The organism is Pseudomonas sp. 3B-A001-10F (assembly GCF_056313565.1).
On record NZ_JBQYFW010000038.1, the window covers coordinates 1 to 21211 of the forward strand.

Below are 21211 nucleotides of genomic sequence, written 5' to 3' on the forward strand. Positions count from 1 at the left end.
CGCGCCCCCTCACTCCTACAGGTTATGCGCTCGGCACAAAAATCCATGCAATAAAAAGGGCTCCTCGAAGGAGCCCCTGGGCCGCAGCCCGCCGTCCGGGAAGGACGTGCATGGTAAGTCGTTACAAATTCAGATTGTCGTGTCGGAGTTAATGCCCTGTGTCAGCCGACGGCGTGAAGTTCGTTGAGTCTGTGGATTCCCGCAGTGCCGGTCATACCGTCCCAGTTGTCGCCGCGTCCTTCTCGCCAGCCGTTAATCCAGGCTTGGCGTACCGACGGTAGAGTAAATGGGCAAAGCTCACGGGATTTGCCACCAACGCCATATTGATATCCGCGCAAAAATGCTCTTTCCAACGGATCACGCTTAAGTCTTCTCATAGGGTGTTTCCCTCACTTGTTGACTGTTTTGTGTCGCGTTGACCTCAACTGAGGTCTGGCAGAAGAAACCTGCCATGGTGCGGCTCGCTGCCGGCGTGGCGAGCCAAGGTGTTGACGCCGTTGCGACGTCAACCTGTGTTCAGTTCTAACCAATGAGTCACACCGAGGGAATGATCGTTTTGTCATAAGGACGTAACGAAATTGGTGCTACAGCCATAAGTAACGACGGGTTTCATGCACGGTTTTTCAGCAAACCCCGGTATGATCGGCCCCGCGCTGCATGATGGGGTTAATTCTTTAGTGAGAATGACCCACGTTTGCGCTGGGGTATAAAGCGACGAAGGGTCGCTTTAAGACTTTTTGTTTCATCAACTTTTTTATCTGTCCCGGCATCTAAGCTCTTTTAACCCGAGCAGCGGGGATGGAACGGCACACCTTCGTGCCACGCGGGCGTTCTTTTAGAAAAGCGCCTGATTGAAAACCGGATCGGCAATGCGTTGCCGATTCACTAGCCAAAGGCTCTGGAAATACCATGTCCGACCGTTTCGAACTCTTCCTCACTTGCCCTAAAGGTCTTGAAGGCCTGCTCATCGAGGAAGCCGTCGGGCTTGGCCTTGAAGAAGCGCGCGAGCACACTTCCGCCGTGCGTGGCATGGCGACCATGGAAACTGCTTATCGTCTGTGCCTCTGGTCGCGTCTGGCCAACCGCGTATTGCTGGTGCTCAAGCGTTTCCCGATGAAAGACGCTGAAGACCTCTACCACGGTGTGCTCGACATCGAGTGGCAGGATCACATGCTCAGCGACGGCACCCTGGCCGTCGAATTCAGCGGCCACGGCTCAGGCATCGACAACACCCACTTCGGTGCCCTGAAAGTCAAAGACGCCATCGTCGACAAACTGCGCACGCCGCAGGGCGACCGTCCGTCGATCGACAAGCTCAACCCGGACCTGCGCATTCACCTGCGTCTGGATCGCGGCGAAGCGATTCTCTCCCTCGACCTCTCCGGGCACAGCCTGCACCAGCGTGGCTATCGCTTGCAGCAGGGTGCGGCACCGCTGAAGGAAAACCTCGCGGCAGCCATCCTGATCCGTTCCGGCTGGCCGCGCATTGCCGCTGAAGGCGGCGCGCTGGCTGACCCGATGTGCGGCGTCGGTACGTTCCTCGTCGAAGCAGCAATGATCGCCGCCGACATGGCGCCGAACCTGCGCCGTGAGCAGTGGGGCTTCACCGCATGGCTTGGTCACGTGCCGGCGCTGTGGAAAAAACTCCACGAAGAAGCCGTCGAGCGTGCCGCTGCCGGTCTGGCCAAGCCACCGCTGTGGATTCGTGGTTATGAAGCTGACCCACGTCTGATTCAGCCAGGCCGCAACAACGTTGAGCGTGCTGGCCTGAGCGAGTGGATCAAGATCTACCAGGGCGAAGTCGCGACCTTCGAGCCGCGTCCGGATCAGAACCAGAAAGGTCTGGTCATCTGCAACCCGCCGTACGGCGAGCGTCTCGGTGACGAGGCCAGCCTGCTGTATCTCTACCAGAACCTCGGCGAGCGCCTGCGTCAGGCCTGCCTGAACTGGGAAGCGGCGGTGTTCACCGGCGCGCCGGATCTGGGCAAGCGCATGGGCATCCGCAGCCACAAACAGTATTCGTTCTGGAACGGCGCGCTGCCGTGCAAACTGCTGTTGATCAAAGTGCTGCCGGACCAGTTCGTCACCGGCGAGCGTCGCACCCCGGAACAGCGTCAGGCCGAGCGCGAGCAAGCGGCTTACGATCAGACCCCGGACGAGCCGCAAGAGCGCAAGTTCAACAAGAACGGCAACCCGATCAAACCGACGCCAGCCCCGGCACCGGTGATCGAGCAACCGCGCTTGAGCGAAGGCGGGCAGATGTTTGCGAACCGCCTGCAAAAGAACCTCAAGGCCATGGGCAAGTGGGTCAAGCGCGAAGGCATCGATTGCTACCGCGTCTACGATGCCGACATGCCTGAGTACGCGATGGCCATCGACCTGTACCACGATTGGGTGCATGTCCAGGAATACGCCGCGCCGAAGTCCATCGATCCGGAAAAAGCCTCGGCGCGCATGTTCGACGCGCTGGCGGCCATTCCGCAGGCGCTGAATGTCGACAAGAGCCGCGTGGTGGTCAAACGCCGCGAACGCCAGAGCGGCACCAAGCAGTACGAGCGTCAGGCTGCACAGGGCAAGTTCAATGAAGTCAGCGAGGGCGGCGTGAAGTTGCTGGTCAACCTCACCGACTACCTCGATACCGGCCTGTTCCTCGACCACCGCCCGATGCGCATGCGCATTCAGAAAGAGGCCGCCGGCAAGCGCTTCCTCAATCTGTTCTGCTACACCGCGACCGCCAGCGTGCACGCGGCCAAGGGCGGCGCGCGCAGCACCACCAGCGTCGACCTGTCGAAAACCTACCTCGACTGGGCACGCCGTAACCTGTCGCTGAACGGTTTCTCGGACAAGAACCGTCTGGAGCAGGGCGATGTGATGGCGTGGCTGGAAAGCAGCCGTGACGAGTACGACCTGATCTTCATCGATCCGCCGACCTTCTCCAACTCCAAGCGCATGGAAGGCATCTTCGACGTGCAACGTGATCAGGTACAGTTGATCGACCTGGCCATGGCGCGTCTGGCAACCGGTGGTGTGCTGTACTTCTCCAACAACTTCCGCAAGTTCCAGTTGGAAGAAAACCTCGCCGAGCGTTACGCGGTCGAGGAAATCAGCGCGCAGACCATTGATCCGGATTTCGCCCGTAACACCAAGATCCACCGCGCCTGGAAAATCACGGCTCGTTGACGCTTTGCCGGGTTGGATCCACAGAGCCTTGATTTTTAAAGGCTCCGTGGATCTGCCCGCGCTAGCTAAATTAGTGGCTAATAGCTATAACTCACACACGGTCAATGGGGTTTTCCCGTAAATGCTGGCGTAGTGTGAGTTGTCTTTATGTCGTTGCACCCCGTGCGCCCAAAGATTCTGGGTTTTATCAGCGAAGACGTCTCGGCCTGGCTGGTCGCGCTGCTGGTATTGCTCGCCGGCGGGATTCTCACGGGGCTGCTCGCCTGGGCCACCCTCAATCAATTCCAGCAACAGACCCGTCAGCGTTTTCAACTGCTGGCCAACGAACGTTACACCCGCATCGAAGAACGCTTTCAGGATCAGGAGCAACGCCTCGACGGCCTGCGCCGCTTCTTCGCCAACTCTGAATCGGTGTCCCGCGCCGAATTCGACGGTTACACCCACCCCTTATTGATGCGTACCCAGGCCTATTCGTTTGCCCTCAAGGTCAATGGGGCCGAGCGCGCTGCGTTTGAGCAGCGCGTGCGTGACGAAGGCCTGACCCACTTCACGATTCGTGAGCTGAATGCGCAGGGCGAACTGCAACTGGCGGGCGAACGCGAGCAATACGTGCCGGTGCTCTACAGCCAGACGCAGAGTCGACTCGGCTCACCGTTGGGGTATGACTTGCTGGCGCAACCCTTGCGCCGGGACACCCTGCAACGTGCCGACAAACGCGGCGGGCTGGCGGTGTCGCAACCGATGCACCTGGTCAGTATCGAGCCGTCCTATGCGCGCGGTGTGCTGCTGGTGGCGCCAGTGAGCCACAGTGGCGAGCGCCAATCCTTTGGCTACGTGATGGCGGTAATCAGCATGCGCCAGTTGCTGGCCGACGGTCTGCCTGATGCCTTCCATGACTATCTGTCGGTGCGCATTCTCGACATGTCGACCCATGATCAGCACGAAGTGTTGTTCGAGTCGACCAATGAGCCGGCGCCGAGCGACCTGTCGGCCACGCGGTTACTGCGCATGGCCGATCACGACTATCAGGTCGATATCCTGCCGAGCGACGCCTTCGCGCAGGCCAATCATTCGTCGGTCGGTAGCGTGATCATTCTGGGCAGCTTGCTCAGTTTGCTGCTCAGCGCCTTGCTCTACGTGTTGGTCAGTCAGCGTCAGCGCGCCTTGCGCATGGTCGAACTGCGCACGCAGGAGCTGCACGCCAGCGAACAGGAATTGCGCGGCACCCACGGTCAGTTGCGCGGCGTGCTCAATGCGGCGACGCAGGTGGCAATCATCGCCACCGACTTGCGCGGCGTGATCAACACCTTCAACCCCGGTGCCGAACAAATGCTCGGCTACAGCAGCGCCGATGTCGTCGGTCACATGACCCTGGAAAACCTGCACCTGCCCCGTGAGCTGATGGCCCGCGCTGCCGAGTTGAGTGCGCGCTACGGGAAAAGCATCCCGACCTGCCACGCGATGCTGGTCGAGGGCGGTGAGGTCGGCGGACACGAGGCCCGCGAGTGGACGCTGGTGCGCAGCGATGGCAGCCATATTCCGGTGAACATGCTCGCCACGCCGGTGCTGGATGAGCAGGGGTTGTGGGTCGGACACCTGGCGATCTGCATCGACATCACCGAGCGCAAGCGCGTGCACGAGGTGCTGGCGGCGCGGGATGTGTTGCTGAAGAAACTCAGCGCGCACGTGCCCGGCGGCATTTATCAATTCAAGATGGAATTCGACGGGCGCTTCAGCGTGATCTACGCCAGCGACGGCATCCGCGAGATCTACGAACTGGAGCCGGACGTGCTGTTGTTCAACGCCGAAGCGATCTTCACGCGCATTCATCCACAGGACGTTACTCGTGTGCGCTCTTCCATTCGCGCCTCGGCCGACAGCCTCAGCCCGTGGCGCGAGGAATACCGCGTGCAACTGCCCGAGCGCGGCCTGCGCTGGGTGCGCGGCGAGGCGACGCCGGAAGAGCTGCCGGGCGGCGGCGTGCTGTGGCACGGCTATATTTCGGATATTTCTGACCTCAAACGCGTCGAGGAAGAGTTGCGCGCGCTGTCGGTGACCGATTCGCTGACCGGCATCCACAACCGTCGCTACTTCCAGGAACGCCTGACCACGGAAATGGCCCGGGTCGAGCGCGGCGGCGGCGAGCTGTCGGTGATTATGCTCGATATCGACCATTTCAAACGTATCAACGATCAGTACGGCCACGCTGTGGGCGACCGGGTGCTGCAAGCGGTGTGCGAACGCATCGGCCATCGATTGCGGCGCACCGATGTGTTCTGTCGCTTGGGCGGCGAGGAATTCATGGTGCTATGCCCGGACATCGATGGCGAACACGCGTACATGCTGGCGGTTGAGTTGTGGCAGGGTTTGCGCAGTGCGCCGGTGGATGTAGTTGGCGTGGTGACCGCGAGTTTCGGGATCGCCAGTTGGCGACCGGGGGAGGGCGCGGACGCGCTGTTGCTGAGGGCGGATTCTGGGGTGTATATGGCGAAGCAGCGCGGGCGTGATCGCGTCGAACAGATGAGCTAAGCCGCGACGCTGTTCCCTTGTAGGAGTGAGCCTGCTCGCGATTGCGGTATGTCAGTCACACATGATGTATCTGGACTGACGCTATCGCGAGCAGGCTCACTCCTACAGGAGCCGCGGTGATCAGAGAACCGAAGCGGTCTGCGCCAGTTTCGGCTGCTTGTACAGATCCAGCAGCACCTGATCGAGCACCGACGATGCCCCAAACGGTGCCTTGTCATTGAGGATCGCCACCACTGCCCAGGTGTTGCCATTCACATCACGGCTGAAACCGGCGATCGCGCGCACGGTGTTCAGGGTGCCGGTCTTGACGTGAGCCTCACCGCGCATCGCAGTGGTTTTCAGGCGTTTACGCATGGTGCCGTCAGTACCGGCGATCGGCAGCGAGCTGATGTATTCAGCGGCATACGGGCTGTGCCACGCCGCTTGCAGCATGCTCGCCATCTCACGGGCGCTGACACGTTCGGCGCGAGACAAACCGGAGCCGTTCTCCATCACCAGATGCGGTGCAGTGATGCCTTTCTTCGCCATCCACTGACGCACTACGCGCTGCGCTGCTTTGGCGTCGTCACCGTCGGCATCGTTGCGGAAGCGTTGCCCAAGGCTGAGGAACAGTTGCTGGGCCATGGTGTTGTTACTGTATTTGTTGATGTCGCGGATGATTTCCGCCAGGTCCGGCGAGTAGGCACGAGCCAGCAGTTTCGCGTTGCTCGGGGTCGAGGCCAGACGGTCCTTGCCTTGAATGCTGCCACCCAGTTCTTTCCAGATCGCGCGCACGGCGCCGGCGGTGTAGGTCGCGTGGTCGAGCAGCGACAGATAAGTCTGCGAACTGCAACCTTCGCCCAACTGGCCGGCCACGGTCACGGTCACGCTGCCATCGGCCTGCGGCACCGGGTTGTAGCGCACGCCGCCGGTGCATTGTTTGGAAGGCAGCGCTTTGACGGTGTTTTCGATGCGTACGCTGGCGATTGGCGGCTCTACCGAGATCAGCACTCGGCCATTGTCGTTGCGGGCAACAAATCGCAGGGCTTTGAGGTTGACCAGCAACGAGTCGGGTTTGACCAGGAACGGCTTGTTCTCGTCATTACCGTCATCGTTGAATTCCGGCAGCACTGGCTGCACGAAGAAGTTGCGGTCGAGCACCAGATCACCGGTGATCTGCGTCACGCCGTTGGCGCGCAGGTCGCGCATCAGCAGCCAGAGCTTTTCCATGTTCAGCTTTGGATCACCGCCGCCCTTGAGGTAGAGGTTGCCGTTGAGGATGCCGCCGTTCAGGTCGCCGTCGGTGTAGAACTCGGTTTTCCACTGATGGTTGGGGCCGAGCATTTCCAGCGCTGCGTAGGTGGTCACCAGTTTCATCGTCGAGGCCGGGTTGACCGACACGTCGGCGTTGAACACGGTCGGCGTGCCCGGGCCGTCCAGCGGCACCATCACCAGCGACAGGGCGCTGGGCTGTAGCTTGCTGGCTTTGAGGGCTTTTTCGACATTCGGGGTGAGGGAAGTATTGATGGTGGCAGCGGAAACAGGCAGGGCCAGGGGCAAAAGAAGGCCGGCGAGCAATAGAGGACGCAACGATTTGATCATATGAAATAAAACCCTACAGTCGAGGGGAAAATAACGAGGACATGGATGAAAAAGCCCTCAGCGGTCATGAAAGTGTCGGCATTATGCCCCAAGGTGTTACAGCTTGTGCCTTGTCGGGGCCGGCCAATACGTTATTTTTTTACAAGCGGTCGGCTTCAGGGGCCAGAGAGTCGGGCAATCGACCGCTTAAACTGGTAAAGTGCCGGCCGTTAATACTTAAGAGGATTGTTCCAATGGCGACTAACCGTTCCCAGCGTCTGCGCAAAAAACTGTGCGTTGATGAATTTCAAGAGCTGGGTTTCGAGCTGAACCTGGACTTCAAAGAAGACTTGTCCGAAGAAGCCATTGACGCTTTCCTCGAAGCCTTCATCAAAGAAGCCATGGAAGCCAATGGTCTGGGTTATGTGGGCGGCGACGACTTCGGTCTGGTTTGCCTGCAGAAGCGTGGCTCGGTCAACGAAGAGCAGCGCGCTGCCGTTGAAGCCTGGCTGAAAACCCGCTCCGAGCTGACCAAGTATGAAGTCAGCCCGTTGCTGGACGTTTGGTATCCGGAAAAGCCGATCAATCCGGTAGCTTGATGTCATGGGAAACGGCGACCTGAGGGTCGCCGTTTTTTTTCGTCTGGTGGTTGGGTGTTTGGGTGTTCGGTTTGGGATTTGTGGTGAATCTGCCCCTCACCCCAGCCCTCTCCCGAGGGAGAGGGAGCCGATTTGCGAGCTGTTCAACACCTGAGTTCGACTCGGTATCCCACGTCGGCGTATGTCTTCCAAACACCTCGGTCAGTCCCCTCTCCCTCGGGGAGAGGGCTAGGGTGAGGGGCTTTTGACCTTAAGCTTTACGCCAATTCAAAATCAATAAAGTCAAAACCCCCGCCACAATCCCCCAAAACGCCGACCCAATGGAAAACAGCGTCAACCCCGACGCCGTGACCATAAAGGTAATCAACGCCGCCTCACGCTCCTTCACCTCGGTCATGGCAATGCTCAAGCCATTGATGATCGAACCGAACAGCGCCAGCGCGGCAATCGACAGCACCAGTTCCTTCGGCAGCGCGGCAAACAACGCCGCTAACGTGGCGCCGAACACCCCGGCAATCCCGTAGAAAATCCCGCACCACACCGCAGCGGTGTAGCGCTTGTTGCGATCTTCGTGGGCGTGCGGTCCGGTGCAGATTGCCGCGCTGATCGCTGCGAGGTTGATGCCGTGGGAGCCGAATGGCGCCAGCAGCAGCGAGGCAATACCGGTGGTGGTGATCAGCGGTGAGGCCGGCACGTTGTAACCATCGGCGCGCAGCACGGCGATCCCGGGCATGTTCTGCGAGGTCATCGCGACCACGAACAGCGGAAAGCCGATGCTGATGGTCGCCGCCAGCGAGAAGTGCGGCGTGGTCCACACCGGTGTCGCCACTTCCAGATGAAAACCGCTGAAGTCGAGCAGACCCATAAAGCCTGACAGCGCGGTGCCGATCAGCAGCGCGGCGAGCACGGCATAACGCGGCGACAGGCGTTTGATCAGCAGATAAGTGAAGAACATCCCCAGCACCAGCCCGGTGCGGTGCTGCGCGGCGACGAAGATCTCACTGCCGATCTTGAACAGAATCCCTGCCAACAATGCCGCTGCCAGCGACGCGGGGATCTTTTTCACCAGGCGTTCGAAGCTGCCGGTCAGGCCGCAGATCGTCACCAGCACGGCGCAGGTGATGTAGGCGCCGATGGCCTCGCCATAGCTCACGCCGCCGAGGCTGGTGATCAGCAACGCTGCGCCGGGGGTCGACCAGGCGATGGTGATGGGCGTGCGATAACGCAGCGACAAACCAATCGAACAGACCGCCATACCGATCGAGATCGCCCAGATCCACGAAGAAATCTGCCCGCTGGTCAGGCCCGCCGCTTGCCCGGCCTGGAACATCAGCACCAGCGAGCTGGTGTAGCCAGTCATCATCGCGATGAATCCCGCGACGATCGCCGATGGTGATGTGTCGGCCAGTGGGCGCAGTTGAGTGTGCGTGGCGTCGTTCATGACGGCGGTGTTCCTTATACCAATGAAGATGTCCCCTGTACGCCAAACCCCTGTGGGAGCGAGCCTGCTCGCGAAAGCGGTGTGTCAGTCAACATTCATTTTGAATGTGAAACGGCTTTCGCGAGCAGGCTCGCTCCCACAGGGGATTGTGGTCGACCAGCGGATTCTGCGATCAAGCCTAAACTCAAACGTAACGGATCGTTGCAATACAGCGGAAGTCACAAACAGCCGTACAGTCGTGTTGCCACCTTCCATTGTGTACAATCGCGCTGTTTTTTACGCGATACTTGCCAGCGACCTACTGTGCCGTATTACAGTCACGGTCTATTCGCCGCAGTTCTCCCGACTCGAGTGCCCATGAACGAACAGTTGCAACCCCTCAAGAAACAACCGCGAGCAGGCAAAGCCGGCCGCAGCGGAACCCAGGACGATATTGTCTACGCGCATATTTTCGAGGCTATCCTCGAACAGCGTCTGGCGCCCGGCACCAAGTTGAGCGAAGAAGCGCTGGGGGAAATCTTTGGGGTCAGCCGCACCATCATTCGCCGCGCGCTGTCGCGTCTGGCCCATGAAGGCGTGGTGCTGTTGCGACCGAACCGCGGCGCGGTGGTTGCCAGCCCGAGCGTTGAAGAAGCCCGTCAGGTGTTTCTTGCCCGTCGCCTGGTCGAACGCGCGATCACTGAGTTGGCGGTGCAACACGCCACCGCCGAGCAGATCGCCGAGCTGCGGCAGATGGTCAACGACGAGCGCGACAGCTTCTCCCGTGGCGATCGCGGCGCCGGTATTCGTCTGTCGGGCGAATTCCACCTGAAACTGGCGGAAGCGGCGATGAACGCCCCGTTGATCAGCTTTCAGCGCAGCCTGGTTTCGCAGACGTCGCTGATCATTGCCCAGTATGAAAGCGGCAACCGCTCGCACTGCTCGTACGACGAACACACCCAGTTGATCGACGCGATCGAGAAGCGCGACGGTGAGTTGGCGGTGAATCTGATGATGCACCACATGGATCACATCGACAGCAAGCTCAACCTCGACGAGGAAGGCGCGTCGGATGATCTGCATGCGGTGTTCTCGCATTTGTTGCAGACCAAGAAGCCGGGGCGTCCTGCGGCCAAGCTCTGACTGACCAATAGAAAAATCCCCCGCAGCTGAAAAGTTGCGGGGGATTTTTTGTGCCTGTCTGATCGTTCCCACGCAGAGCGTGGGAATGATCATGGGGCGGGGGAAATTAGCGCTGATGCACCAAAGCACCCGCCGCATACGTCTGCTGCACCGTGCGGTCATCACCCAGCGTCATCAACACAAACAACGTCTCGGCAATGTTGTTGGCCTGCTTCAAGCGGTAGCTCAGCAGCGGCGTGGCGTTGTAATCGAGCACCAGGAAGTCAGCGTCGGAACCCGGTTGCAGGTTGCCGATCTTGTCTTCCAGACGCAGCGCCCGCGCGCCACCCAGGGTCGCCAGGTACAGCGACTTGAACGGGCTCAGGCGCGCACCTTGCAGTTGCATCACTTTGTACGCTTCGTTCAGCGTCTGCAGTAGCGAGAAACTGGTGCCGCCGCCAACGTCAGTGCCCAGACCGACATTGAGCTTGTGCTTCTCGGCCATCGGCAGGTTGAACAGGCCGCTACCCAAGAAGAAGTTCGAGGTCGGGCAGAACGAGATCGCCGAACCGGTTTCTGCCAGGCGCGCGCATTCGTCGTCGCACAGATGAACGCCGTGAGCGAATACCGAGCGCTCGCCGAGCAGTTTGTAGTGATCGTAAACGTCGAGGTAGCCCTTGCGCTCCGGGAACAGCTCCTTGACCCACTCGATTTCCTTGAGGTTTTCGCTGATGTGGGTCTGCATGTACAGATCCGGGTATTCGGTCAGCAGTTGGCCGGCGAGGGTCAGTTGTTCCGGGGTGCTGGTCGGCGCGAAGCGCGGGGTGACCGCGTAGTGCAGGCGGCCCTTGCCGTGCCAGCGTTCGATCAGCGCCTTGCTTTCGACGTAGCTCGATTCGGCGGTGTCGGTCAGGTAGTCCGGGGCGTTGCGGTCCATCATCACCTTGCCGGCGATCATGCGCAGGTCGAGCTTCTCGGCCGCTTCGAATAACGAGTTCACCGATTGCGGGTGCACGCTGCCAAACACCAGTGCGGTGGTGGTGCCGTTGCGCAGCAGCTCCTTGACGAAAATGTCAGCGACTTCGTCGGCGTGGGCCTTGTCGCCGAACTGGCTTTCGCACGGGAAGGTGTAGGTGTTCAGCCAGTCGAGCAATTGCTCGCCGTAGGCACCGACCATGCCGGTTTGCGGAAAGTGAATGTGGGTATCGATGAAGCCCGGGGTGATCAACGCGTCTTGGTAATGCTCGATTTCGATGTCTGCCGGCAGGGTCGGCAGCAAATCACTGGCATGGCCAAGGGCGCTGATCTTGCCGCCATCGACCACCAGCAGGCCGTCCTCGAAATATTCGTAGGAGGCTTCGATCCCGACTTCGGCGGGGTCGGCGATGCTGTGCAGGATGGCGGCGCGGTAGGCTTTGCGAGTCAGAGGCATGAGGGTTCTCTAATCAGTTTGAGGCTTTGAGTTTGGTCGCCTGACTGCGCCGCGACACCGGCAGCAGTTTGGCAATCGGTTCGGCGCTGGCAGTCTGCTGGCCGAAGTTGGCGTTGTAGGTGGCGATGATTTCGCCGGCGATGGAGATGGCGATTTCCACAGGCAGTTTGCCTTTGACTTCGCCGATGCCCATCGGGCAGCGCATGCGTTGCACGACGCCGCTGTCGAAACCGCGATCACGCAAACGGTGTTCGAACTTCGCGCGTTTGGTCTTCGAACCGATCAGGCCGAAGTAGGCGAAGTCGTTGCGCTTGAGAATCGCGGCAGTGAGTTCAAGGTCGAGCTGATGGTTATGGGTCATGACGATGCAGTAACTGCCGGCGGGCAGTTCATCGATTTCATCCACAGGCTCTTCGGAAACGATTTTACGCACGCCGTGGGGGATGTGTTCGGGGAATTCGGCCTCGCGCGAATCGATCCAACGCACCCGGCAGGGCAGGCTGGCGAGCAGCGGCACCAAGGCGCGGCCAACGTGACCGGCCCCGAACACGGCGATTTGCGCCTGCACCTGGCCCATTGGTTCGAACAGCAACACGGTGGCGCCGCCGCAGCACTGGCCCAGGCTGGCGCCGAGGCTGAAGCGCTCCAGATGAGTGTCCTGCTTGCCGCTGGCGAGCATCTCGCGGGCGATCTGCATGGCTTTGTATTCCAGATGCCCGCCACCAATGGTGTCGAAACTCTGATTAGCGCTGATGACCATTTTCGAGCCGGCGTTGCGTGGCGTCGAGCCGAGTTCCTCGATGATCGTCACTAGAACGCAGGGTTCACCCTGGTTCTGCAGGTCGGCGAGGGCGTCGATCCAGTTGTACATACACACCTCTCAGATCGTTCCCACGCTCTGCGTGGGAATGCATCACTGGACGCTCCGCGTCCGCTGTTCAGGATGCGACGCAGAGCGTCGCGGGCTGCATTCCCACGCAGAGCGTGGGAACGATCATCAAACAACCGCGGTTTCAGCTTCGACGGCTTTCACCGCTTTCAACTGACGCATCTGCTCACACCCCCACAACACCCGCTCCGGGGTCGCCGGCGCATCGATCTGCGGCTGATGTTTGTAATCACCGAGGCTCGCCACTGCATCCTTGATCGCACACCACGACGCAATCCCGAGCATGAACGGCGGCTCACCGACAGCTTTGGAATGGAACACCGTGTCTTCCGGGTTCTTGCGGTTTTCCACCAGCTTCACCCGCAGGTCGAGCGGCATGTCCGCCACGGCCGGGATCTTGTAGCTGGCCGGGCCGTTGGTCATCAGCTTGCCTTTGTTGTTCCAGACCAGCTCTTCCATGGTCAGCCAGCCCATGCCCTGGATGAAGCCACCTTCGACCTGACCGATGTCGATGGACGGGTTCAGCGAGGCGCCGACGTCGTGAAGGATGTCGGTGCGCAGCATCTTGTACTCGCCGGTCAGGGTGTCGACGATCACTTCGCAGCACGCCGCGCCGAAGGCGAAGTAGTAGAACGGACGACCACGCGCCTGGCTGCGGTCGTAGTAGATTTTCGGGGTCTTGTAGAAGCCAGTGCTCGACAGCGAGACCTGATTGAAATACGCCTGCTGGATCAGCGCTTCAAAGGTCAGGATATGGTCGCGAACACGCACGTGACCGTTGTGGAATTCAACGTCTTCTTCAGTGACTTTGTAGTGACGCGCAGCGAATTCGATCAGGCGTTTCTTGATGATTTCCGCCGCGTTCTGCGCCGCTTTACCGTTCAAGTCGGCGCCGCTGGACGCTGCCGTCGGCGAGGTGTTTGGCACCTTGTCGGTGTTGGTTGCAGTGATCTGCACACGATCGATTTCGACCTGGAACACTTCGGCCACGACCTGCGCGACTTTGGTGTTCAGGCCTTGGCCCATTTCCGTGCCGCCGTGGTTCAGGTGGATGCTGCCATCGGTGTAGATGTGGATCAGCGCACCGGCCTGGTTCAAGAAACTGGCGGTGAAGGAAATGCCGAACTTCACCGGGGTCAGCGCCAGGCCTTTTTTCAGGATCGGGCTGTTGGCGTTGTAGCGACGAATCGCTTCACGGCGCTCGTGGTACTGGCTGCTTTCTTCCAGTTCAGCGGTCATCTCTTCGAGCATGTTGTGCTCGACGGTCTGGTAGTAGTGGGTGACGTTGCGCTCGGTCTTGCCGTAGTAGTTGGCCTTGCGCACCGCAAGTGGGTCGAGGTGCAGGTGACGGGCAATCGCGTCCATCACTTCTTCAATCGCAACCATGCCTTGCGGGCCACCGAAACCACGGTAAGCAGTGTTCGACGCGGTGTTGGTCTTGCAGCGGTGACCGTTGATGGTCGCATCGCCGAGGTAGTACGAGTTGTCCGAGTGGAACATCGCCCGGTCAACGATCGACGCGGACAGGTCCGGCGAGCAGCCGCAGTTGCCGGCCAGGTCCATGTTGATCCCGTGCAGGCGCCCGGTGCTGTCGAAGCCGACGTCGTACTCGACGTAAAACGGGTGACGCTTGCCGGTCATCAGCATGTCTTCGACGCGCGGCAGGCGCATCTTCGTTGGTTGGCCGGTGAGGTGCGCAACCACCGCGCACAGGCACGCCGGACTGGCCGCCTGAGTTTCCTTGCCACCGAAACCACCGCCCATGCGGCGCATGTCGACGACGATTTTGTTCATCGACACGTCGAGCACTTCGGCGACCAATTTCTGCACTTCGGTCGGGTTCTGCGTCGAGCAGTAGACGATCATGCCGCCGTCTTCGGTCGGCATCACTGAGGAGATTTGCGTCTCCAGATAGAAGTGTTCCTGACCGCCGATGTGCAGCGTGCCTTGGATGCGGTGTTCAGCGGTTGCCAGCGCAGAAACCGAATCGCCGCGCTGGTGGGTGTGACTGTCGAGGACGAAGTGGCGTTTGCGCAGGGCTTCGACCACGTCGAGCACGGGTTCGAGATCTTCGTATTCGATGATCGCGGCCATCGCGGCTTTGCGCGCGGTTTCCAGATCTTTCGCGGCCACCGCGAGCACCGGTTGACCGACGAACTGCACGTCATCGATGGCCAGTAGCGGGTCGCCCGGCATCAGCGGGCCGATGTCTTTCAGGCCCGGCACGTCTTCGTGGGTGATGGCGATGCGCACGCCTTCGAAGGCGTAGCACGGCGAGGTGTCGATGCTGATGATCTTCGCGTGGGCGCGGTCCGACATGCGTGCATACAGGTGCAACTGGTTGGGAAATTCCAGGCGATCATCGATGTACTGCGCTTCACCGGACACGTGCTTGGCGGCGCTGTCGTGCTTGACGCTGCGGCCGACACCGGAGGTCAGATCCTTGGCGAACAGTTCAGCCAGTTCAGCCTGGGTTTTTTCTACGCCGTGATGGTTAGACATAAGCGGTCACCCGAGTCTCGATGTGCGGTGTTTGCAGTTCGATGAAATATTTACGCAGCAGGTTCTGCGCGCTGAGCAGGCGATATTCCTTGCTGGCGCGGAAGTCCGAGAGCGGCGTGAAATCTTCCGCCAGTGCGGCGCAGGCGCGTTCGACCACCGTGTTGGTGAACGGCGCACCAATCAGCGCGGCTTCGCAGTGGGCAGCGCGTTTCGGGATCGCGGCCATGCCGCCGAAAGCCATGCGTGCGTCGATGATCACACCGTTTTCGACGCGCAGGTTGAACGCGGCGCAGACGGCGGAGATGTCATCGTCCAGACGCTTGGAGACTTTGTAGGCGCGGAACAGCTGCTCGGCGCTGGCGCGCGGGACGATGATCTTCTCGATGAATTCACTTTCCTGACGGGCCGTGACTTTGTAATCGATGAAGTAATCTTCCAGGTTCAGGGTGCGGCGGGTTTCGCCTTTGCACAGCACGACCTGCGCGCCGAGGGCGATCAGCAGCGGTGGCGAGTCACCGATCGGCGAGGCGTTGCCGATGTTGCCGCCGAGGGTGCCCTGGTTGCGGATTTGCAGCGAGGCGAAGCGGTGCAGCAGTTCGCCGAAGTCCGGATACTCGGCGTTCAGTGCTTCGTAGCAGTCGGAGAGGGCGGTGGCGGCGCCGATTTCGATGCGGTCTTCGAAGGTGTCGATGCGCTTCATTTCCGCGACGTTGCCGACGTAGATCATCACCGGCAGGGTGCGGTGGAATTGGGTGACTTCCAGCGCCAGATCGGTACCGCCAGCGAGCAGGCGCGCTTGTGGGTAAGCGTCGTAGAGATCGGCCAGATCAGCGACGGTCAGCGGCACCAGGCAGCGCTTGTCGCCGCTGTTGAGTTCGCCGATATCGGTTGGGGCGATGGCTTTGAGGCGCGCGATTGTGTCCGCTTCGCGGGCATCGAACTGATCCGGCTGCTTGCCGCAGCAGGATTGCTCGGCCGCCGCCAGAATAGGCCGGTAGCCGGTGCAGCGGCAGAGGTTGCCGGCCAGTGCTTCGTGGGCCTTGGCGTGATCCGGTGCATCGCTGTTCTTTTGCAGGGCGAACAGCGACATGACGAAGCCGGGGGTGCAGAAACCGCACTGCGAGCCGTGGCACTCGACCATGGCTTTCTGCACGCTGTGCAGTTCGCCTTTGTGTTTGAGGTCTTCGACGCTGATCAGTTGTTTGCCGTGTAGTGACGACACGAACGTCAGGCACGAGTTGAGGCTGCGATAGCGAATGTGTTCGCGGCCAGCGTCATCCGTTTGCAACTCGCCAACTACTACGGTGCAGGCGCCGCAGTCACCGCTGGCGCAACCTTCTTTGGTGCCGGATTTGCCGACGTGTTCACGCAGGTAATTGAGCACAGTCAGATTCGGGTCCAGGGCGTGCTCGCTACGGAGTTCCTGGTTAAGTAAAAACTGGATCACGGAAGGCCTCGCAGACTCATTATTGTTGTTAACCGACGTGAACCGAATTTAGCAGGTCTGACTTTTCGGTCAATGGTTTTCTGACTTAAAGGTCAGGAAAAAGCATTTCGTCGATCAACAACGTGTCTATTCAGTATTGACCCTCATTGGATCCCCTGCTTTTTTGCGGGAATCGTGCCAAAAACCGCTGAGTGGGCACTCCGCCATGAGCCTGCATTTGCGCTACACTGCGCCGCTTGTGCAGATCGATAGAGTTTGAAGGACAACCATGACGTTCAAGGCGCCGGACAGCCTCGCCGAGCAAATCGCTCACCACCTCGCCGAACGCATCATTCGTGGCGAAATGAAGCCGGGAGAGCGCATCCAGGAACAGAAGGTCACGCTGGCACTGAATGTCAGCCGCGGTTCGGTCCGTGAAGCCTTGCTGATCCTTGAGCGCCGCCACCTGATCGCGATCCTGCCGCGCCGTGGTGCGCACGTCACCGAGCTGACGCCGCACAAGGTGCAGAGCCTGTGCACGTTGATGAGTGAGCTATACATCCTGCTCGGAAACGCAGTGGCCAATGGCTGGCAAGTGCAATCGGACATGGCGCCGTTCGTGCAGATCCAGCAGCGCCTGACCGCCAGCTACGAGCGTCAGGACATCCGCAGCTTCGTCGACGACAGCTTCGCCGTAATGCGCGCCGCCTATCCGTTCGCCAACAATCCGTACCTGCAAGAGACCGTCGAGAACCTGCAGCCGGCCATGAGCCGTGCGTACTTCCTCGCCCTCGAACAGCGCAAGGCCTCAATGAGCGAGTTCCTCGAACTGTTCGAACGCCTGCTCGCCGCCGTGCTCGCCCGTGATTTGCCGCAGATCCGCATCGTGCTGACGGCTTACGCCCAGCGCAGCTGCGATCTGGTGGTTTCCGCCCTGACGGTTGCCTAAGCGTGCGGCTCAAGTGCATCAAACTGGCGGGATTCAAATCCTTCGTCGACCCGACCACGGTGAACTTCCCCAGTAACATGGCGGCGGTCGTCGGGCCGAACGGTTGCGGCAAGTCGAACATCATCGACGCCGTACGCTGGGTGATGGGCGAGAGTTCGGCGAAGAACCTCCGTGGCGAGTCGATGACCGACGTCATCTTCAACGGTTCGACCAGCCGCAAACCGGTGAGTCAGGCCAGTATCGAGCTGGTTTTCGACAACTCCGACGGCACGCTACTGGGCGAGTACGCCGCCTACGCCGAGATTTCGATTCGCCGAAAAGTCACCCGCGACAGCCAGACCACCTATTACCTCAACGGCACCAAATGCCGTCGTCGCGACATCACCGATATTTTCCTCGGCACCGGTCTCGGCCCGCGCAGCTATTCGATCATCGAGCAGGGGATGATCTCCAAGCTGATCGAATCCAAGCCGGAAGACCTGCGCAACTTCATCGAAGAAGCCGCTGGCATCTCCAAGTACAAGGAGCGTCGGCGCGAGACAGAAAACCGTATCCGTCGCACCCACGAAAACCTTGCGCGTCTGACTGACCTGCGCGATGAGCTGGAGCGTCAGCTCGAGCGCCTGCACCGCCAGGCCGAAGCGGCGAAGAAGTATCAGGAATTCAAAGCCGAAGAGCGCCAGCTCAAGGCGCAACTGTCGGCCCTGCGCTGGCAGGATCTCAACGAACAGGTCGGCCAGCGCGAGTCGATCATCGGCACCCAGGAAATCAGTTTCGAAGCGCTGGTCGCTGAGCAGCGCAATGCCGATGCGGCCATCGAACGTCTGCGCGACGGTCACCATGACCTGTCCGAACGCTTCAATCTGGTGCAGGGGCGCTTCTATTCGGTCGGCGGCGACATCGCCCGCGTCGAGCAGAGCATCCAGCACGGCCAGCAACGCTTGCGGCAGTTGCAGGACGACTTGAAAGAAGCCGAGCGCGCACGCCTCGAAACCGAATCGCACCTGGGCCACGACCGCACGTTGCTGCTGACCCTCGGCGAAGAGCTGGACATGCTCACCCCTGAGCAGGAAGTCACCAGCGCTGCCGCCGAAGAAGCCGCCGCTGCGCTGGAAGATTCCGAATCGGTCATGCACGGCTGGCAGGAGCAGTGGGACGCCTTCAACCTGACCGCCGCCGAACCGCGCCGTCAGGCTGAAGTGCAGCAGTCGCGCATCCAGCAGCTGGAAACCAGCATGGAGCGCCTCGCTGACCGGCAGAAACGCCTCGGTGAAGAGCGCGCGCTGCTCTCGGCTGACCCGGAAGACGCGGCGATCATGGAACTCAACGAGCAGCTCGCCGAGTCCGAAGCGACCCTCGAAGATTTGCAGACCAGCGAAGAAGCGCAGGTCGAAAAGCTTGAACAACTGCGTCAGGAGTTGCAGCAAGCGCTGACCGCGCAGCAACAGGCGCAGGGCGATTTGCAGCGCCTCAACGGTCGCCTGGCTTCCCTTGAAGCCTTGCAGCAAGCCGCGCTCGACCCGGGCACCGGCACTGCCGAATGGCTGAAAGAACACAACCTCGCCGAGCGCCCGCGTCTGGCCGAGGGCCTGAAGGTCGAGGCCGGTTGGGAGCTGGCGGTGGAAACCGTGCTCGGCGCCGACCTGCAAGCGGTGCTGGTCGACGACTTCAGCGGCTTCGATTTATCCGGTTTCACTCAGGGCGATCTGCGCCTGCTCAGCCCGGCCAGCGATGGCGTGCGCGTCGCCGGCAGCTTGCTCGATAAGGTCGACGCGCAGATCGATCTGTCGCCGTGGCTCGGTCAGGTCAAACCGGTCGACAGCCTTGAGCAGGCCTTGGCCTTGCGCGGACAGTTGAGCGCTGGCGAGAGCCTGATCAGCCGCGACGGTTACTGGGTCGGTCGGCACTTCCTGCGCGTGCGCCGGGCCAGCGAAGCGGAAAGCGGCATGCTCGCCCGTGGACAGGAAATCGAAGCGCTGCACCTCGAACGTGAAGAAAAAGAAGCCACGGTCGAGGCCATGGAAACCCGTCTGCAAACCCTGCGTGCGCAACAGCGTCAGCAGGAAAACGGCCGCGAACATTTGCGCCGTTTGCTGCAAGACGAAGCGCGCCAGCAAGGTGAATTGAAAGCGCAGCTGTCCGCTGGCAAAGCCAAGGCTGAACAGCTGACGCTGCGCCGCACGCGTCTCGATGAAGAGCTGGTCGAGCTCGGCGAACAACGCGAACTCGAGCACGAACAGATCGGCGAAGCGCGCATGCAATTGCAGGAAGCGCTGGATGCCATGGCGCTGGACACCGAGCAGCGTGAATTGCTGCTGGCCCAGCGCGACAGCCTGCGCGAGCGCCTTGACCGCGTGCGCCAGGAGGCGCGGCAGCACAAGGATCACGCGCATCAATTGGCCGTGCGTCTTGGCTCGTTGCGCGCGCAGCATGACTCCACGCGTCAGGCGCTGGAGCGTCTGGAAATGCAGGCCGAGCGCCTGACTGAAAAGCGCGAACAGTTGAGTCTGAATCTGGAGGAGGGCGAGGCACCGCTGGAAGAGCTGCGCCTGAAACTCGAAGAACTGCTCGACAAGCGCATGACCGTCGATGAAGAGCTGAAGACCGCGCAGATCGCTTTGGAAGATGCCGATCGCGAATTGCGCGACGCGGAAAAGCGCCGGACTCAGGCCGAGCAGCAATCGCAGTTGATTCGCGGCCAGCTCGAACAGCAACGCATGGAATGGCAAGCCCTGACCGTGCGCCGCAAGGCTTTGCAGGATCAGTTGCTGGAAGACGGCTACGATCTTAACGGCGTGCTCGCGACATTAACCGCGCAAGCCAGTGAACGCGAAGCCGAAGAAGAACTCGAACGCATCAACGCGCGGATTCAGCGCCTGGGTGCGATCAACCTCGCGGCCATCGATGAATACACGCAACAGTCCGAGCGTAAACGTTATCTGGATGCCCAGGACGCCGATCTGGTCGAAGCGCTGGAGACCCTGGAAAACGTTATTCGCAAGATCGACAAGGAAACCCGCAACCGCTTCAAAGATACCTTTGATCAGATCAATGGCGGTTTACAGGCGCTTTTTCCAAAAGTTTTCGGTGGCGGGCGCGCGTATTTGGAACTGACGGGCGAAGATCTACTCGATACAGGGGTAACGATCATGGCGCAGCCGCCAGGGAAGAAGAACAGCACCATCCATTTGCTCTCCGGCGGGGAGAAAGCCCTGACCGCACTGGCACTGGTTTTTGCCATCTTCAAATTGAACCCGGCGCCGTTCTGCATGCTTGATGAGGTTGACGCGCCACTGGATGACGCTAACGTTGGACGCTACGCACGCTTGGTCAAAGAGATGTCGCAGACCGTGCAGTTCATCTATATCACCCACAACAAGATCGCCATGGAAATGGCCGAGCAGTTGATGGGCGTAACGATGCATGAACCGGGTTGTTCGCGACTGGTAGCCGTGGATGTCGAGGAGGCGATGGCGATGGTGGACGCCTGAGTCAGCGTGGTGTCGGAAAAGGTAATTCAGGTCTGTAGGACTTTTTTACCAACTGCGACTTGCTGGCCAATCGACATATTCGCGCAAGCCAAATGAGACAGACGGTGTAAAG

General features: G+C 60.4%; 13 protein-coding genes. 6 read left to right on the plus strand and 7 right to left on the minus strand.

Annotation, left to right across the window (positions count from 1 at the left end; all coding sequences use genetic code 11):
• Window positions 1–161: 161 nt before the first annotated feature.
• Window positions 162–377, minus strand: a complete 216-nt coding sequence (gene rmf, locus AC0ZWN_RS25035) for a ribosome modulation factor (protein ID WP_003223300.1) — start codon at window positions 375–377, stop codon at window positions 162–164.
• Window positions 378–909: 532 nt separating this feature from the next.
• Here rmf and rlmKL point away from each other — a divergent pair.
• Together rlmKL and AC0ZWN_RS25045 are read left to right on the plus strand one after the other, a co-directional pair.
• Window positions 910–3180, plus strand: a complete 2271-nt coding sequence (rlmKL, locus tag AC0ZWN_RS25040; protein WP_476337007.1) for a bifunctional 23S rRNA (guanine(2069)-N(7))-methyltransferase RlmK/23S rRNA (guanine(2445)-N(2))-methyltransferase RlmL — start codon at window positions 910–912, stop codon at window positions 3178–3180.
• Window positions 3181–3327: 147 nt separating this feature from the next.
• Window positions 3328–5709, plus strand: coding sequence for a sensor domain-containing diguanylate cyclase (locus tag AC0ZWN_RS25045; protein ID WP_476337009.1), 2382 nt, complete (start codon window positions 3328–3330; stop codon window positions 5707–5709).
• Between the two features lie 120 nt (window positions 5710–5829).
• Here AC0ZWN_RS25045 and dacB read toward each other — a convergent pair whose 3' ends face one another.
• Window positions 5830–7290 (minus strand): D-alanyl-D-alanine carboxypeptidase/D-alanyl-D-alanine endopeptidase, encoded by a 1461-nt coding sequence (dacB, locus tag AC0ZWN_RS25050; RefSeq protein ID WP_476337011.1) that lies wholly within the window; start codon window positions 7288–7290, stop codon window positions 5830–5832.
• 233 nt (window positions 7291–7523) lie between these two features.
• On the opposite strand from dacB, the gene AC0ZWN_RS25055 reads away from it, so the two are divergent.
• Complete coding sequence (locus tag AC0ZWN_RS25055; RefSeq protein WP_095047735.1) at window positions 7524–7868, plus strand: YggL family protein; 345 nt, start codon at window positions 7524–7526, stop codon at window positions 7866–7868.
• Window positions 7869–8118: 250 nt separating this feature from the next.
• On the opposite strand, the gene AC0ZWN_RS25060 is transcribed toward AC0ZWN_RS25055, so the two are convergent.
• Window positions 8119–9309: a benzoate/H(+) symporter BenE family transporter gene (locus tag AC0ZWN_RS25060; protein WP_476337013.1), complete on the minus strand. Its 1191-nt coding sequence runs from the start codon at window positions 9307–9309 to the stop codon at window positions 8119–8121.
• Window positions 9310–9666: 357 nt separating this feature from the next.
• Here AC0ZWN_RS25060 and AC0ZWN_RS25065 point away from each other — a divergent pair, with 357 nt between their 5' ends.
• Entirely contained in the window at window positions 9667–10431 is a 765-nt protein-coding gene (locus AC0ZWN_RS25065) for a GntR family transcriptional regulator (protein WP_007918375.1), read from the plus strand.
• Between the two features lie 106 nt (window positions 10432–10537).
• Here the strand turns inward: AC0ZWN_RS25065 and guaD are convergent, their stop codons facing one another.
• The 4 genes from guaD to xdhA all read right to left on the minus strand — a co-directional run bounded on the left by guaD (window position 10538) and on the right by xdhA (window position 16680).
• Entirely contained in the window at window positions 10538–11842 is a 1305-nt protein-coding gene (guaD, locus tag AC0ZWN_RS25070; RefSeq protein ID WP_093431807.1) for a guanine deaminase, read from the minus strand.
• 13 nt (window positions 11843–11855) lie between these two features.
• The gene (xdhC, locus tag AC0ZWN_RS25075; RefSeq protein WP_122597606.1) at window positions 11856–12713 is read right to left on the minus strand and encodes a xanthine dehydrogenase accessory protein XdhC; all 858 of its coding nucleotides are present in this window, start codon (window positions 12711–12713) and stop codon (window positions 11856–11858) included.
• Window positions 12714–12839: 126 nt separating this feature from the next.
• Complete coding sequence (xdhB, locus tag AC0ZWN_RS25080) at window positions 12840–15233, minus strand: xanthine dehydrogenase molybdopterin binding subunit (protein ID WP_095124885.1); 2394 nt, start codon at window positions 15231–15233, stop codon at window positions 12840–12842.
• On the minus strand, window positions 15226–16680 hold the full coding sequence (xdhA, locus tag AC0ZWN_RS25085) for a xanthine dehydrogenase small subunit (RefSeq protein WP_476337016.1): 1455 nt from the start codon (window positions 16678–16680) through the stop codon (window positions 15226–15228). The genes xdhB and xdhA overlap by 8 nt, the downstream gene beginning before the upstream one ends.
• A gap of 268 nt (window positions 16681–16948) precedes the next feature.
• On the opposite strand from xdhA, the gene AC0ZWN_RS25090 reads away from it, so the two are divergent.
• Window positions 16949–17608 carry a GntR family transcriptional regulator gene (locus AC0ZWN_RS25090; protein WP_034152853.1) on the plus strand — a complete coding sequence of 220 codons (660 nt, stop codon included), beginning with the start codon at window positions 16949–16951 and terminating at the stop codon, window positions 17606–17608.
• Window positions 17609–17610: 2 nt separating this feature from the next.
• Window positions 17611–21099, plus strand: coding sequence for a chromosome segregation protein SMC (gene smc / locus AC0ZWN_RS25095; protein ID WP_116255236.1), 3489 nt, complete (start codon window positions 17611–17613; stop codon window positions 21097–21099).
• Window positions 21100–21211 lie beyond the last annotated feature (112 nt).

Excerpts from the sequence above, each read along its gene's own strand:
- rlmKL (WP_476337007.1), top strand. The coding sequence starts at position 910 with ATGTCCGACCGTTTCGAACTCTTCCTCACTTGCCCTAAAGGTCTTGAA.
- xdhB (WP_095124885.1), bottom strand. The coding sequence starts at position 15,233 with ATGTCTAACCATCACGGCGTAGAAAAAACCCAGGCTGAACTGGCTGAA.
- xdhC (WP_122597606.1), bottom strand. The coding sequence starts at position 12,713 with ATGTACAACTGGATCGACGCCCTCGCCGACCTGCAGAACCAGGGTGAA.
- AC0ZWN_RS25055 (WP_095047735.1), top strand. The coding sequence starts at position 7,524 with ATGGCGACTAACCGTTCCCAGCGTCTGCGCAAAAAACTGTGCGTTGAT.
- AC0ZWN_RS25060 (WP_476337013.1), bottom strand. The coding sequence starts at position 9,309 with ATGAACGACGCCACGCACACTCAACTGCGCCCACTGGCCGACACATCA.
- AC0ZWN_RS25090 (WP_034152853.1), top strand. The coding sequence starts at position 16,949 with ATGACGTTCAAGGCGCCGGACAGCCTCGCCGAGCAAATCGCTCACCAC.
- AC0ZWN_RS25065 (WP_007918375.1), top strand. The coding sequence starts at position 9,667 with ATGAACGAACAGTTGCAACCCCTCAAGAAACAACCGCGAGCAGGCAAA.
- dacB (WP_476337011.1), bottom strand. The coding sequence starts at position 7,290 with ATGATCAAATCGTTGCGTCCTCTATTGCTCGCCGGCCTTCTTTTGCCC.
- rmf (WP_003223300.1), bottom strand. The coding sequence starts at position 377 with ATGAGAAGACTTAAGCGTGATCCGTTGGAAAGAGCATTTTTGCGCGGA.
- AC0ZWN_RS25045 (WP_476337009.1), top strand. The coding sequence starts at position 3,328 with ATGTCGTTGCACCCCGTGCGCCCAAAGATTCTGGGTTTTATCAGCGAA.
- guaD (WP_093431807.1), bottom strand. The coding sequence starts at position 11,842 with ATGCCTCTGACTCGCAAAGCCTACCGCGCCGCCATCCTGCACAGCATC.